Source organism: Rhodococcoides navarretei, from assembly GCF_038069675.1.
GTDB classification, from domain to species: domain Bacteria; phylum Actinomycetota; class Actinomycetes; order Mycobacteriales; family Mycobacteriaceae; genus Rhodococcoides; species Rhodococcoides navarretei.
This window is the reverse complement of sequence record NZ_JBBPCN010000001.1, coordinates 3421943-3436682: the sequence shown is the minus strand read 5'-3', so window position 1 is coordinate 3436682 and position 14740 is coordinate 3421943. Positions and strand designations below refer to the sequence as shown.

At 66.0% G+C, this 14740-nt stretch carries 12 protein-coding genes; 8 read left to right on the top strand and 4 right to left on the bottom strand.

The window, feature by feature from the left end; all coding sequences use genetic code 11:
- Positions 1-4 precede the first annotated feature (4 nt).
- The 3 genes from mycP to AABD04_RS16150 all read right to left on the bottom strand — a co-directional run bounded on the left by mycP (position 5) and on the right by AABD04_RS16150 (position 4053).
- Positions 5-1396, bottom strand: coding sequence for a type VII secretion-associated serine protease mycosin (gene mycP, locus AABD04_RS16160; RefSeq protein ID WP_341441790.1), 1392 nt, complete (start codon positions 1394-1396; stop codon positions 5-7).
- Positions 1393-2964 (bottom strand): type VII secretion integral membrane protein EccD, encoded by a 1572-nt coding sequence (gene eccD / locus AABD04_RS16155; RefSeq protein WP_341441789.1) that lies wholly within the window; start codon positions 2962-2964, stop codon positions 1393-1395. Before eccD ends, mycP begins: the two co-directional genes overlap by 4 nt.
- Positions 2965-3063: 99 nt before the next feature.
- Positions 3064-4053 (bottom strand): LLM class flavin-dependent oxidoreductase, encoded by a 990-nt coding sequence (locus AABD04_RS16150; protein WP_341441788.1) that lies wholly within the window; start codon positions 4051-4053, stop codon positions 3064-3066.
- A 225-nt stretch (positions 4054-4278) separates the two neighbouring features.
- Between AABD04_RS16150 and eccCa the strand changes: the two genes are divergently transcribed.
- The 8 genes from eccCa to glmM all read left to right on the top strand — a co-directional run bounded on the left by eccCa (position 4279) and on the right by glmM (position 13664).
- Positions 4279-8277 (top strand): type VII secretion protein EccCa, encoded by a 3999-nt coding sequence (gene eccCa, locus AABD04_RS16145; protein ID WP_341441787.1) that lies wholly within the window; start codon positions 4279-4281, stop codon positions 8275-8277.
- Complete coding sequence (locus tag AABD04_RS16140; protein WP_341441786.1) at positions 8274-9731, top strand: type VII secretion-associated protein; 1458 nt, start codon at positions 8274-8276, stop codon at positions 9729-9731. The genes eccCa and AABD04_RS16140 overlap by 4 nt, the downstream gene beginning before the upstream one ends.
- 161 nt (positions 9732-9892) lie before the next feature.
- Positions 9893-10258: a WXG100 family type VII secretion target gene (locus tag AABD04_RS16135; RefSeq protein WP_179273621.1), complete on the top strand. Its 366-nt coding sequence runs from the start codon at positions 9893-9895 to the stop codon at positions 10256-10258.
- Positions 10259-10322: 64 nt separating this feature from the next.
- Complete coding sequence (locus AABD04_RS16130; protein WP_243594756.1) at positions 10323-10604, top strand: WXG100 family type VII secretion target; 282 nt, start codon at positions 10323-10325, stop codon at positions 10602-10604.
- An 82-nt stretch (positions 10605-10686) separates the two neighbouring features.
- Positions 10687-11055 (top strand): TraR/DksA family transcriptional regulator, encoded by a 369-nt coding sequence (locus AABD04_RS16125; RefSeq protein WP_341441785.1) that lies wholly within the window; start codon positions 10687-10689, stop codon positions 11053-11055.
- A 182-nt stretch (positions 11056-11237) separates the two neighbouring features.
- Positions 11238-11681, top strand: coding sequence for a 50S ribosomal protein L13 (gene rplM / locus AABD04_RS16120; protein WP_037188282.1), 444 nt, complete (start codon positions 11238-11240; stop codon positions 11679-11681).
- Entirely contained in the window at positions 11678-12202 is a 525-nt protein-coding gene (gene rpsI / locus AABD04_RS16115; RefSeq protein ID WP_032397516.1) for a 30S ribosomal protein S9, read from the top strand. Before rplM ends, rpsI begins: the two co-directional genes overlap by 4 nt.
- A gap of 106 nt (positions 12203-12308) precedes the next feature.
- Positions 12309-13664: a phosphoglucosamine mutase gene (gene glmM / locus AABD04_RS16110; protein ID WP_341441784.1), complete on the top strand. Its 1356-nt coding sequence runs from the start codon at positions 12309-12311 to the stop codon at positions 13662-13664.
- 4 nt (positions 13665-13668) lie between these two features.
- On the opposite strand, the gene AABD04_RS16105 is transcribed toward glmM, so the two are convergent.
- A complete protein-coding gene (locus AABD04_RS16105; protein WP_341441783.1) occupies positions 13669-14709 on the bottom strand; it encodes an LLM class F420-dependent oxidoreductase in 1041 nt (346 codons plus the stop codon).
- Positions 14710-14740: the final 31 nt, after the last annotated feature.

Genomic DNA, 14740 nt, shown 5'->3' with positions numbered 1-14740 from the left:
TGTCTCACTGGGGCGGACCGCGTCGACGCAGCGGTATCGACAGGGCGAGTCCGAGCGCCAGGACCACCGCCACCAGCACCGAACCGGTGGCCGCTGCCGTTCGCGGACGGTGATCCGGTGCGGGCGGTGGCAGCGGCGCACTCAACGCAACACTGTCCGCAAGTACCGCACGCGGAGCGGGCGTCACGAGATCGGTGACTGCTGCGAGCGGATCGACGACGCCGTGACCGACCAGAGGGTTCCATCCTTCGGCGGGCGCGTGCGCCGTTCGTTGTATCCGATCCACCACTTCCAGGGCGGACAGCTCGGGCCGGTGCGCGCGCACCAGCGCCGCGACGGCAGCGACCAGCGGTGCCGCAAAGCTCGTGCCGGACATGGGAAGCACACCGTCGGTGCCCAGAACACCGTTCGCAAGTCCGTTGCCCGTCGACGACAGCGAGGTCATGTTCGACCCCGGGGCGGCAACGTCGACCCACGGACCTGCGAGGCTGAACGGGGACGGTGTTCCGTCCGACTCGACCGAACCGACCGTCAGGACGTCGTCGAACCACGCCGGAGTTGCGATGGTTCCGAACGAGGCCCACGGATCCGTGCCGGGTCGGACCGGGTCGGTCATCGGGTTCTGTGTCCGGCAGGCCGCGCTGCCGACGTTGCCCGCTGCGGCCACGACGACAACGTTTCTCTCCCGGACGGCGTACTGAACCGCGGCACCGAGTGGACCGTCGGCAACGCCGCCTCCCGCCGGCACGCAGGCCACCTCGGAAATGTTGATGACCGTTGCTCCCGAGTCAACGGCAGTCCGGATCGCCATGGCCATCGTGCGCGCGTTGCCGTAGCCGGCGGCATTCTCCGGCTCGGCGGCCTTTTCTTCCTCCGGCCTGTTGTCGACGATCTGAAATGCATTGCTGGACTGCCGAATCGACAGGACGCGTGCGTCCGGTGCGCCGCCGGCGAAGCCGCTGCCCGGTGCAGTCTGTGCCGCGATCAGACCGGCAACCATCGTGCCGTGCGCATCACAGTCGAACAATCCGTCACCTGCACTCACGTAGTCGCCGCCAGACGTCAGACCGGCGAGACGTGGATGAGAAGTGACACCGGTGTCGATGACGGCAACCAGCTGTCCTGCCCCGCGGGTGATGGGCCAGACCGACGCGAAGTCGAGCGTCTCCTGCGCAGTCGGCACCTCCTGGGCGTCGACGGCCTCGGAGGGAAGGGCGCAGGCATTTTTCTGCTCGGTGGGTTCGAGCGGACCAGGCGGACTCGGTGGTGGCAGCTGCGCCGGGTCGATCACAGGACGTTCGGCATACGCCGGGGACACACCGATGACTGCGTTCGACGTCAGGGCGAGTGCAGTGACCCCCGCGATGACGATCCATCGCTGCCTGCGCGGTGTCACAACCCGCGGACGACGCTGTACAGACCGCAGACCCACACTGCGATCGGGATGACCAGGGCAATGGTGGCGTACTCGAGCAGCTCGGCGGATCGCCGCATCACCGGCGAATACGTCCGGGTCGGCACGAGAGCGCCGAAGATCGACGCTGTCACGGCTCCTGCCAGAGCCACACCGAAGAGCACGAGAGCGTCGTCCGGGAGCGCGACAACGGCACCCACGAGCAGCGCCAGCAGGATCGTCGTTCCGCCGGCCACCAGCGGAACCGCATGCGTCACCACCGCATAGGTACGACCGCGTAGGAGGAGCACGAGCGCACACAACGCCGCAAGCGCCACCGCGGGCCATCGGACGCCACCTCCGGAATCGGCTGCCGCCGCAACGAGAACTCCCGCAACCACGGCGGTGGTGAACGCCAGCAACAGACCGGTCAGACAGCTGCGAGCCCGAGCGGCGGCCACCTGCAGATCGGCGAACGAGATCGCGTCGAGTTCGGCCTCCTCGACCGTGTCCAACGGCGCTCCTGCGGTGGGAACCGCCGGAAGCGGCAACCCGGCCTGCATCATCGACACGCGAGCGGACAGCGCGATTCCCGCGAGCCCGACGAGAGCAGCGGCAGTGCCGATCGACGGTAGCGGCATCGTCGTGAACAGCGTGCACACCATGGCGACGAACACCAGGAGTGCCGACACGATCGCCGCGGTGAACAGTGCGAAACCGGATCCGCCGATACGCAGGGACAGCAGGGCTGTTGCGCCCGCCATGGCAGAACCCAGCATCAGTTGAGCCGCACCGAACTGCCCGGGTACCAACAGAGTTCCGCCGGTGAACATCAGCGCTACTGCACATCCACCGAAGAGGACAGGGATTGCGTGTTGGTGATACGCCCGCCCCAGAATCATCCCCGTGATCGCGAAGAGGATCGACGCGGTGATTGCCGAGAGTCCTTCGACGACGTTGCCGGTGTTCGCGGCCCCCGCCCGGATCGGCCCGCCCAACACGACTGCGCACGCCAGCAACACGAGCGAGCCGGTGACGACCGAACCCACCGTTCGCGCAGTACCGGCCGTCCACTGCGACACATCGTCACTGCCTGCCAGCGCAACAGAATTCATGAGGTCGTCGAAGAGCGGAACCGGCACGGGGCGCTCGGCGACACCCAACACGAGCAGCTCACCGTCGCGCACGGACAACTCGGCGAGGGTCGACGTCGGTGACAGCGGTGGGAAGCCGATCCGCGCGAGGGTCCACGCCATGGGCAATCCCTCCAAAGCGCCCCCGGCCGCGGGCTCCACTCCCGCTCTCCCAGGTCGTTCCGCGGGCTCCACTCCCGCAATCATGTCGATGATCCCCGGAACGAGGAGCGAGACCGGAACGTCCACGGGCAGCGCCATGTCCACCTGTGTCGACCTCGCCAGCACCGTCACTCGGCAGACTTCCTGCGCACGTACGGAGTGCGTGCCGGACGAGCGCCGACCGGCATCACCGACGGCATTCGATTCCGTCGGAGCAATAGGTGCAGTGCGCGACGGCGCGATACCGGCCGATGGACGGCTCTCGGCACGTGTCATGAAGATCCCCCCGGATGCGTGCGGTTGTCCCGATGCCCGCCCCAATGGGCATCGGTGTGCAAACCCTACGACATCGCGGCGACAGGCGATCGCCGGTGCTCAGGCGGGAACGAGGTCACTCACCTGTGCGAGCAACTCGAACGAGCGCAGCCACGACGCGCGGTCGGACACACCGGACGCGACGATCAGCTCGTCCGCGCCTGTTCGCTCGGCGAATCGGTCGAGGTAGTCCCTCACCATGTCCGGCGTTCCCACTGCCGAGTACTTGGTCATCTTCGCGATCTGTTGGCCCGCCGGTGCCTCCAGAACCATGTCGGCTTCCTCGTCGGTGAAGGTTCGGCCCCGGCCCAGCAGCAGGCTGACGCGGCTGCGCTTGGTGCGGAGGAACTGTGCCTGAGCGTCGGCCAGCGAATCGGCCGCGATCACGTTGACACCGACGATCAGGTGCGGCTCCGACAACTGCGCCGACGGGCGGAAGTCACGGCGATAGATCTCGACCGCCTGCTCGAGCGCGTCGGGCGCGAAGTGCGACGCGAAGGCGTAGGGAAGGCCGAGTGCCGCGGCGAGTTGGGCACCGAACAGCGACGAGCCGAGGATGTACAGCGGTACCTCGGTGCCGGCTCCCGGCGTCGCGTTCACTCCTGGGACGAGAGATTCCGCCGACAGGTAGCCCTGTAGTTCCTGGACGTCCTGGGGGAAGCGGTCTGCGGACGCGGGGTCGCGACGCATCGCGCGCATCGTCACCTGATCGCTGCCGGGTGCGCGACCGAGACCCAGGTCGATTCGTCCCGGGTACAGAGTTGCCAAGGTGCCGAACTGCTCGGCGATGGTCAGCGGCGCGTGGTTGGGGAGCATGATCCCACCGGATCCCAGCCGAATTCGCTGAGTATGGGCTGCGACGTGCCCGATCAGAACCGACGTGGCCGACGACGCGATGGTCTTCATGTTGTGGTGCTCGGCGTACCAGATCCGTCGGTACCCCCAGTTCTCGGCGTGCTGCGCGAGTGTCACGCTGGCGTCGAAGCTCTCGCGGACTGTTTCGCCCTCGCCCACATGAGCGAGATCGAGGATGGACAGGGGTACGGACACGGTCGGGGCCCAGCCTTTCGTTCGTCGAGCACGCGGCCGAAGAGCCGCTTTTCGGTGCAACGGCGTCGGACGCCGTTCTATTTCTCGCAGCCCTGAGGCCCCCGCGCGAGACCATGAGTGCACCTGTGGACCGCTCGGTCTTCGATGCGCTAGCCTGTCGTCCACGCGGCCTCGGGGGGAGGTCGCTGTACGCAGTAGTGGGGGCGCAGCCGTGGGGGCGGACCGATGAGTACCGTGCGCTTCGTTCGCGTTGCGCGCCGCGAGGTGCCTCGATCGCCGGGCGGTGAGGTGGCCCTGCAGCCGCCACCCGAGATTCCACGCGCGGTGCCGGGCAATCTGCTGATGAAGCTGATGCCACTGGTGATGGTTGCAGCGATGGTCGGCATGGTCGCGCTGATGTTCACTTCCGGCGCGGCGGCGAACCCGATGATGTTGATGTTCCCCGCCATGATGTTGATGTCCATGGTGGGGATGCTGGCCGGCGGTGGAAAGTCCGGTGGAGCGCGCACGGCCGAGGCGAACGAGGACCGCAAGGACTATCTGCGCTACCTCGATCAGCTTCGCCGCGATGTCGCCGACACCGAGCGGGCGCAGCGCAAAGCTCTCGAATGGAGTCACCCGGCCCCCGAAACCCTCTGGTCGATCGCCGGAACCGAGCGGATGTGGGAACGGCGACTGTCGGACCCCGATTTCGCTCACGTGCGAGTCGGTCGCGGGGATCAGCGCCTGGCGACCCGATTGGTTCCGCCAGAGACCGGACCGGTGGAGGATCTGGAACCCGTCTCGGCGGTCTCACTGCGACGGTTCGTGCGGGCGCACTCGGTGGTGGGCGCGCTGCCGACCGCAGTGTCCCTGAGGGGATTCGCTGCACTGTCCATAGCGGGAGATCGTGACGACGCCCGGGCGATGGTGCGAGCAATGTTGGCCTCGCTGTGCAGCTTTCACGGACCCGACCACGTCGCAGTCGCAATCGTCTGCGGTCCGGACACTGTGGAGCAGTGGGAATGGGCCAAGTGGCTTCCGCACACGCAGCACGATGCCCTGCGCGACGGGGCCGGATCCGCGCGAATGATCTTCGGTAGCTTCCTCGAGCTGGAAAGTGCACTGGGCGATGTGCTGGCGATGCGTAATCGGTTCGCGCGCGGCGCGGTTCCGGTCGCCGGTGTCGTGCAGTTGGTGATCGTGGTGGACGGCGGACTCCTCGACAACCGGTCGACCGACCTCACCGATACGGGCCTCGATTCCGTCACGATCGTCGACCTGTCCGGCCTCTGCCCCGGACTGGCTGCGTCCCGTGGCCTGCAGTTGTTCGCCGAGAACGGATCCATCGGAGCGGTCAGCGGAACCACGGTCGAGGTGTTCGCCGTCGCGGACTCGATGAATACCACCCAGGCCAACGCCGTTGCCAGGCGTCTGTCGCCTTTTCGCGTGCCGACGTCCTCGTCGGTCGTCGATGTCGTGGACGACGACGGTGTGCGGATCTCGGGATGGAACAGTCTCGTCGGGATCGCCGACGTAGGTGCACTCGATCCGGACCGGGCTTGGACCACTCGGCGCGGACGCGAGCGGCTGCGGGTACCGATCGGTGTCGCACCCGACGGCAGCACCGTGGAGATCGATCTGAAGGAATCCGCCGAGAGCGGTATGGGGCCTCACGGATTATGTATCGGCGCAACGGGTTCCGGAAAATCGGAGTTTCTCCGAACGCTCGTGCTCGGCTTGGTGTCGACTCACTCACCGGAACAGCTCAATCTGGTACTCGTCGACTTCAAGGGCGGCGCTACGTTCGCGGGACTCGAGGCTGCCCCGCACGTGGCCGCCGTCATCACCAACCTGTCCGAGGACTTGGCGCTGGTGGATCGAATGCGTGATGCCTTGGCCGGCGAGATGAATCGGCGGCAGGAATTGCTGCGCTCGGCCGGGAACTTCGCGAATGTGTCCGATTACGAGAAGGCGCGCGCGGCGGGAGCCGATCTCGCACCGATGCCTGCCCTGTTCGTGGTGGTCGACGAGTTCTCGGAATTGCTGAGCCAGCAGCCGGAATTCGCCGAGCTGTTCGTCGCGATCGGTCGGCTCGGACGTTCGCTTCACATGCACCTGTTGCTCGCCAGTCAGCGACTCGAAGAAGGCAAGCTACGTGGTCTCGACAGTCACCTGTCGTACCGAATCGGACTGAAAACGTTCTCCGCGAACGAGTCTCGCTCGGTCCTCGGCGTCCCCGACGCTTATCACCTTCCCGCGCAACCCGGTGCGGGTTACCTCAAGTGCGATTCGGCCGAGATCGTCAGGTTCGCTGCGGCCTACGTCTCCGGTCCGTATTCACCGCCGCGCTCCGGTTCCGGGACGCGGACTCTGCCCGGCGCAGACATCAGGCCGAAGCCGTTCACCGCCTTCACTGTGCCCCTCGACGTCATCGACCTCGGCCGCATCGAGGATGCCGGCGCGCCGCCGGTCGAACCGGATTCGGTCGATTCGGAGAGTACGGGTGCGTCGGTTCTCGACGTGGTCGTCGGACGAATTCGAGGTCGCGGAATGCCGGCCCACGAGGTGTGGTTGCCGCCGTTGGACACTGCCCCGACCCTCGACCGGTTGGTGCTCGGATCGGTTCTGACCGAGCGTGTCGCTCCGCTCAGCGCTCTGCGCGCCCCCATCGGAATCGTCGACCGGCCGTTCGATCAGCGCCGCGATCTGTTGACCGTCGATCTGTCCGGCGCAGCAGGCCACGTCGCCATCGTCGGAGCACCGCAATCGGGAAAGTCGACGGCACTTCGGTCCTTGATCCTGGCGCTGGCGATGACGCATTCACCCGCGCAGGTGCAGTTCTACTGCTTGGATTTCGGCGGAGGAACGCTGGCCGGTCTGGCCGATCTGCCACACGTCGGGTCGGTGGCCAACCGGCTGGACGTCGATCGGGTTCGACGCACCGTGGCCGAGGTGGCCGCCGTAGTTCGGCAGCGGGAGAGGACGTTCCGCGATCGCGGTATCGACTCGATGGCCGAGTTCCGACGGCGACGCGCGACGCAACCCGTCGATCCCGAGGACCGGTTCGGTGACGTCTTTCTCGTCATCGATGGCTGGCCCTCCATCAGGTCGGACTTCGAGAGTCTGGAACAGCAGATCGCCACCCTGACCACGCAGGGCCTCGCGTTCGGGCTGCATCTGATTCTCACCGCGTCGCGGTGGGCGGAAGTTCGGCCCGCGACCAAGGACCTGATCGGTACTCGGTTGGAACTGCGGCTCGGAGATCCGTCGGATTCGGACATGGGCCGAGCCAAGGCGTCGAGCGTTCCGGAGGGTCGGCCGGGCCGGGGTATGACCAGGGACGGTCTGCATCTGTTGATCGCACTTCCACGGGTGGACGACGTCAGTTCCGTCGACGACCTGTCTCGGGCAGTCGGTGAGTCGGTGGCGGCGATCGCGGCAGCGTCTGCCGGGTCACCCGCGCCGCCGGTGCGAATGCTGCCGGAGCTGCTCGAACGGTCCGCAGTTCTCGATCTGCTCGGTCATTCGTGGCCGCGAACTCGCGGTGCTACTCCGGAGCTGGGAGTTCCGATCGGCATCGACGAGGCAGAGTTGGCACCGGTGGTGATCGACTTCGCAGAGAATCCACACTTCGTCGTGTTCGGCGACAGCGAGTGCGGCAAGACGTCTCTGCTGCGCGGGATCTGTCGATCGCTCGTCGAGGCGAACTCGTCCGACCGCGTCAAGCTCATCATCGCGGACTATCGCCGAACCCTGCTCGGCACAGTCGATTCCGAGCATCTCGCCGGGTATGCGGCGTCGCAGGCGACGCTGACAGCGATGCTCGTCGACCTCGCCGGCCGTGTGACCGAGCGCATGCCGGGTGCAGATGTGACGCAGCAGCAGCTCCGCGAGCGGTCGTGGTGGAATGGTCCCGAGGTGTTCGTCGTCGTCGACGACTACGATCTGGTCGCTACGTCGTCGGGGAATCCGCTGGCCCCGTTGGTGGAACATCTTCCGCATGCGCGAGACATCGGGCTGCACGTGATCGTGGCGCGACGTTCGGGCGGGGCAGGCCGGGCCTTGTTCGACCCGGTGATAGGACGGTTGCGCGATCTGGTGACGCCGGGACTGGTCATGAGCGGAAGCCGCGACGAGGGCAACCTGCTCGGGACGGTGCGTCCCAGTGCCTTGCCGCCGGGCCGTGGCGTGTTGGTCAATCGCTCGGGTCAGGCGCTGGTTCAGCTCGGACACTCGAGTTGACGAACCCCGCGTGGCGTTATGCCGCAGTGCATCTGGGGTACACGGAGATCTCCGTCGTCGCCACGGGCGGAGTGTTCGAGGGTCCGAGAGAGAGCGTCGAATCGGCGTTCGCCACAGTGGAGGACGGCGGTCTGGCGTTCGGCAGGCACGCAGCCGGAGCCGATATACCGCCGCTGCTCTGCATCGACGATGCGTCGATCCCGGTGGGGGCCTCGGTGTGGGACCGAACGGCGGTACTGCACGGAATCGTGTGGTCGGCTCTGCACAGTGCAGGGGTGCGCGACCGACTCGACGTGCTCGAGATCGCGTATCCGTCGACGTGGGGAGAAGAGCGCTCGGGCATTCTTCGTGCCACGTTCGCGTCGTCGGCGAGCGAGGTGGTGCTCGTGGAAACAGCCGAGGCGGCCCTGTCGTGGTCGGGTGAACGAGCGCCCGGTGCGGCCGTCGTCATCGAAGTCGGTGCTCTCGATACGTCCGTCGTCGTTCTCGACGAGTTCGGGTCGCACGGCGGAGATACCGGCGCGATCCTGCCCTTCGGAATCGACGACGACTCCGCCTGGCGACGTGCGGTGGGGGAGTACGCCAGGTCGTCGGTCATGCGCTGCCCCGACGAGGTGTACGTGGTGTCGGCGTCGAGCGTCGGACCCGATCCCATCGTCGATCACTCCACGCACTGGCTGACCGGTCTCGATGTCGCCAGGTCGCTGTACCGACGAGCCGGGGCGGATCTCGTACCGACACCACCCGTTCGTGCCTCGACGACGCGATCGGCGGCGTGGCTCGACGATGTCGCCGCGCCCCCGCCGCGGTCGAGGAACCGTCGTTCGGCTCTTGTCACGGCGGTGAGCGCTGTGTCAGCGGTGGTCGTATTCGTCTGCGTAGCAGCCTATTTTGCAGTTCGATCGCCCGAGAGCGTCGATGCATCGGCAGCGCAACCCTTTTCGCCGATAGTCGCCCCCACGGTGTCACCGTCTTCGGTCGTCGAACCGACGCCGACGACGGTGCCCGCCGCGCCGTTGCCGGTCGAGACGGTGACGTTCGTGTACGGACGCGTGTCGATGCGGTTGCCGGTCACCTGGACGAAGTCGGAGGACCAGGACCGCATGGTGTTGATTCCGCCGACCCCGCCCGAGCGGCGGATCGTCGTGACCGTGGCAGACCTGTTGCCGGGTTCGACTCAGGAGCAGGTGGCCACCGAACTTCGGTCGGCCGTCGATGCTCGGGGTCCGGATTCGAGCATCGGCTCTCTCGAACCCACCCGCGATTTCGGCGGCCGCGTCGGGATCGCCTACATCGAGAGACCGGTCGACGACTCGACGGTGCTCTGGCGGGTGTTCGTGGAGTCCGACCTCCAGGTCAGCATCGGTTGTCAGTTCGAGGGGGAGGACTGGGCAGTGATCGACACCGAATGCGGCCAGGCAACGCAGTCGTTGGACATCGTGCCGGTGTCGTGAGATCGGCCCACAGTTTCTCGGAGACTGTCGGAACCGAATCGAGGGGTTGCTGCGTCAAAGGAGATGTAGGGGAGTGAGTGGGCCGACTACAGGCCGGCTCGGTCGAGCAGCACGCGCGCCGCGGGCGTACGTGAATCGAGTATCGAAAACAAGGAGTCGAAGTGGGATATCCAGGGGGACCGGAAGCTACGGGTTCGTCGAACGGCGTCACCGTCACACCGCAGGAGCTCGTCGCTGCCGGAGCCACGATCGAAGGCCTGAGCGTGTCGATCAACGCGTCCAATTCCGCTGTTCGATCGATCGTCGAGCAGACCGCCGAAGCGTGGGTCGGCAAGGCGGGCAAGTCTTTTCAGGACGTCATGGCGCAGTGGGACACCAGTGCGCAGAAGATGCGGAGTGCGCTGGAGCAGATCTCCGCGGACATCAAGACCAACGGCCACGGCTACTCGGACGCCGACGACGACAACGTGTCGGCCGTGAACCAGGTGGCCGGATCCCTGAACTCGGGACTGTCCTCGTTCAAGTGAACGTGACATCCGGAATCACACGACAATCCACACGACCACGCTCGACCAAGGAGACCGATCCGACATGAAATACGACTTTGCCCAGATCGCGGCGCTGACCGAGGCGATGAACAAGCAGGCGAACGTGACCAAGGACTTGCTCGCGGACGTGGACACCACCGCGAAGCGACTCTACGAGTCGTGGGAGGGCGACGCGATGACGTCCTACTACGAACTTCAGCGTCAGTGGAACTCTGCATCCGACGAGCTCAACCTCATTCTGTCGAGCCTCGTTGCGGCAGCCCGCACCGGTGGCGAGACGATGCACGGCGTCGAGATGGCCAACAAGGCACGGATGGCGCGCTGACCTTTCGTCGAAAGCAGGAATGCCCCGACCGCGCAATCGGTCGGGGCATCCGTCCTTTAGAACGCTCTGTGTCCTGGTTTCGATGCCTGCCGGGGTGTCTACTGGTTCGGTGACGGACTTCGGAGCAGTACTCGGGGCCGAGCGGTCTCGTGCCGACCACCGACTCGCCTCTCTTCGGGACGAGTTGGCGTCGGTGATCGAAGGATCTCGCTGGACCACCGACGACGACGAACACGATCCGGAAGGGTCGACCATCGCGTTCGAGCGGGCGAAGATCGCGGCACTGATCGCCGACACCGAATCCGAACTTCGCGACATCGATGCGGCGGAGTCACGGCTCTCGACGGGGACGTACGGTTCGTGCGAGAGGTGTGGCGGCGAGATCCCGGCGATCAGGCTCGAGGCGCTGCCGGCGGCGCGTCGGTGCGTGCACTGCGTGCGCCTGCGGTGAGGTGCGGGCGGGTCGAGGCGTTTTGACCTGGGCGTCCGCTGCCGGTATCGTTCCCCGTTGGCGTGTATGGGCTCGCCATGTACTTGCGTGCATATCGAGCCCTTGTCCTCGGGTCTCAACTGGCCGCCGAGGGCATCCACTCGTCTTGGCCAGCAGCGACATCATGAAGACAGGAATTTTCTGTGTCTACTTACGCCCCGAAGGCCGGGGACACCACCCGGACGTGGCATGTGATCGACGCCACGGACGTCGTGCTCGGACGCCTCGCCGTCCAAGCCGCGACTCTGCTCCGCGGTAAGCACAAGCCCACCTACGCACCCAATGTCGATGGTGGCGACTTCGTCGTCATCATCAACGCCGAGAAGGTTGCCATCAGCGGCAACAAGCTCGACGGCAAGTTCCACCACCACCACTCCGGCCATCCGGGCGGTCTGAAGTCGCGCTCGACCCGTCAGGTCCTCGAGAGCAACCCCGATCGTCTCGTGGAGAAGGCCGTCGTCGGCATGATCCCCAAGAACAAGCTCGGTAGTGCCATCGCGAGCAAGCTGAAGGTCTACGCGGGACCGAACCACCCGCATGCCGCTCAGCAGCCCGTTCCGTTCGAGATCAAGCAGGTGTCCCAGTGACGGCGCCGGAGGGAAATGACGTGACGTCGCAGGAGAACATCGAAGAGATCGCCGCCGACGAGTTCGTGGCAGTCGAAGACCCCGAGGTCGTCTCGGACATCGAAGCTGCAGCCGCTCCGGCACCGATCGTGTTCGATCGCCCGATCCAGACCGTCGGTCGCCGTAAGGAAGCCGTCGCTCGTGTTCGGTTGTCTTCGGGCACCGGCGGATTCAAGCTCAACGGCCGCACCCTCGAGGACTACTTCCCGAACAAGGTGCACCAGCAGCTGATCAAGGCTCCTCTCGTTCTGGTGGACCGCGCTGAGTCCTTCGACATCGTCGCGCTGCTGCACGGTGGCGGACCGTCGGGACAGGCGGGCGCCTTGCGTCTGGCCATCTCGCGTGCACTGATCGAACTCGCACCCGACGATCGCCCGCCGCTCAAGGCCGCGGGCTACCTCACGCGTGACGCGCGTGCAGTCGAGCGCAAGAAGTACGGCCTGAAGAAGGCCCGTAAGGCGTCGCAGTACTCCAAGCGCTGACGCGTCTTACCCGCTTCATCCTCGAGGGCAGGCATCCAGCAGTACCGGTTGCCTGCCCTCGAGGCTTTCTCATCGCATTCTCTCCGCTCGAAGGAGTTCTTGGTTCATGGCGCGATTGTTCGGCACCGACGGAGTTCGGGGACTGGCAGGCGGGGTTCTGACCGCCGAGCTGGCGTTGAGAATCGCGCGCGCCGCAGCCGCCGTGTTGGCACCGAATGTCGACGGCACCAGACGTGTGGCAGTGGTCGGTCGTGATCCGCGTGTCAGCGGCGCGATGCTGAGCGCAGCCGTGTCCGCCGGACTCACCGCATCGGGTGTCGACGTGATCGACGTCGGTGTACTGCCCACACCCGCAGTCGCCTTCCTCACCGCCGAATACGACGCGGCGCTCGGTGTGATGATCTCGGCATCGCACAATGCGATGCCCGACAACGGGATCAAGATTTTCGCTGCCGGCGGGCACAAGCTCGACGACGACGTGGAAGACCGGATAGAAGCTGCCCTCGATCCCGAGGGGCGCTCCCGGAACGACGCGCAGCCGTTCGATGCCATCGGTGCCGCGATCGGCCGCATCGACGTCGCGCACGACGCGGCCGCTCGCTACACGACGCATCTCGCAGACTCGGTGGCGCATCGACTCGACGGTGTCACAGTCGTCGTCGACTGCTCGCACGGCGCCGCCTCGGTCGTCGGGCCCGACATCTACCGACGAGCCGGTGCAACGGTCGTGGCGATCAACGCCGAGCCCGACGGCATCAACATCAACGACGGGTGCGGCTCGACGCATCTGGAGGGATTGCAGAAGGCCGTCGTGGAGCACGGGGCCGACCTCGGTATCGCGCACGATGGAGACGCCGACCGGTGTCTGGCCGTCGACGCGTCGGGTTCCGTGGTGGACGGTGACGCGATCATGACGGTACTGGCCATCGCGATGCACGACGCCGGTCAGTTGACCGACGACACCCTGGTCGCGACGGTCATGAGCAATCTGGGTCTGCACATCGCGATGCGCGAGGCCGGAATCACCTTGCGTATCACAGCCGTCGGCGATCGTTACGTCCTCGAGGAACTGCGACGGGGTGGTTTCGCGCTCGGCGGCGAGCAGAGTGGACACGTTGTTCTGCCCGCGGTCGGAACGACCGGCGACGGGATCGCCACTGCATTGCGACTGATGGAGCGGATGGCGCAGACCGGACGCTCCCTCGCGGATCTGGCGTCGGCCATGCGGACACTGCCGCAGGTGCTGATCAACGTGCGCGTGTCCGACAAAGCAGCCGTGTCATCGGCACCGTCGGTATCGGAAGCCGTGGCGTCGGCCGAGCGCGAACTAGGGGAATCGGGTCGAGTTCTGTTGCGCCCCAGCGGTACCGAACAGTTGGTACGAGTGATGGTCGAGGCATCCGAACTGGACGTGGCGACCCGGCTCGCCGAAGAGCTGGCGGGCCGGGTCGCGTCGGTCTGACGTCTCAGGCAGTCAGTTCACGCAGCGCGGTCAGCTGCGCGACGCGGCCCGCGGTGTTCTCGGCCAGCGGCGCGACATTGAGGGTGGTCACACCCGCTTCGGCGAAGGCAGCGACGCGCGCCTTGACGTAGCTTTCCGGACCGATGAGGTTCACTGCGCGAGCGAGCTCGTCGGGGACCGCAGCGGCCGCTTCTTCCTTCTTGCCGGCCAGGTACAGGTCCTGGATCTTCTCGGCCTCGGCCTCGTACCCGTAGCGCTGAGCCAGGGAGTTGTAGAAGTTCTTGCCCTTGGCACCCATGCCGCCGATGTACAGCGCCAGGTGGGGCTTGACCCAGGGGAGGTACTTCTCCGCGTCCTCGCCGATGGCCAACGTGGGACTCGCGAACACTTCGAGTTCGCCGAGCGACGGATCTCGCTTGGCCTTGCCTGCTGCGAGCGAATCGCCCCAGACGTCGGCGGCCTTCTCCGGGAAGTAGAAGATGGGCTGCCAACCTTCGGCGATCTCGGCGGTGAGTTCGACATTCTTGGGACCGAGAGCGGCGATGACAACCGGAATGCGTTCGCGTACAGGGTGATTGATCAGCTTGAGTGGCTTGCCCAAGCCGGTTCCCTTGTCGGCCGGCAGCGGGATCTGGTAGTGCTTGCCCTGGTACTGCACCTTCTCGCGACGCCATACCTGCCGGCAGATCTCGATGACCTCGCGGGTTCGTGCGATCGGTGCGTCGTACTTGACGCCATGGAAGCCTTCGACGACCTGCGGTCCGGACGCGCCGAGGCCGAGAACGAAACGGCCGTCGGACACGTAGTCGAGACCGGCCGCGGTCATGGCAGTCAACGACGGTGTCCTGGTGTAGATCTGGAAGATGCCGGACGCGATCTTGATGGTGCTCGTCTTGGCCGCGAGGAACCCGAGTTGGCTGACGGCGTCGAACGAGTAGGCCTCGGGCACGAAAATGATGTCGAGCCCCGCCTTCTCGAGCTCGGCAACCTCGGCAACGGTCTCGTTGAAACCACCGCTGTAGTTCAGCATCGTTCCGATGTGCATGGGACTCCTCGTTCGGTGAGCAGCTGGTGCA

Bases quoted from the DNA above. Each gene is read 5' to 3' on its own strand.
- AABD04_RS16105 (WP_341441783.1), bottom strand. From the start codon at position 14,709: ATGCACATCGGAACGATGCTGAACTACAGCGGTGGTTTCAACGAGACC.
- eccCa (WP_341441787.1), top strand. From the start codon at position 4,279: ATGAGTACCGTGCGCTTCGTTCGCGTTGCGCGCCGCGAGGTGCCTCGA.
- glmM (WP_341441784.1), top strand. From the start codon at position 12,309: ATGGCGCGATTGTTCGGCACCGACGGAGTTCGGGGACTGGCAGGCGGG.
- AABD04_RS16125 (WP_341441785.1), top strand. From the start codon at position 10,687: ATGCCTGCCGGGGTGTCTACTGGTTCGGTGACGGACTTCGGAGCAGTA.
- eccD (WP_341441789.1), bottom strand. From the start codon at position 2,964: ATGACACGTGCCGAGAGCCGTCCATCGGCCGGTATCGCGCCGTCGCGC.
- AABD04_RS16130 (WP_243594756.1), top strand. From the start codon at position 10,323: ATGAAATACGACTTTGCCCAGATCGCGGCGCTGACCGAGGCGATGAAC.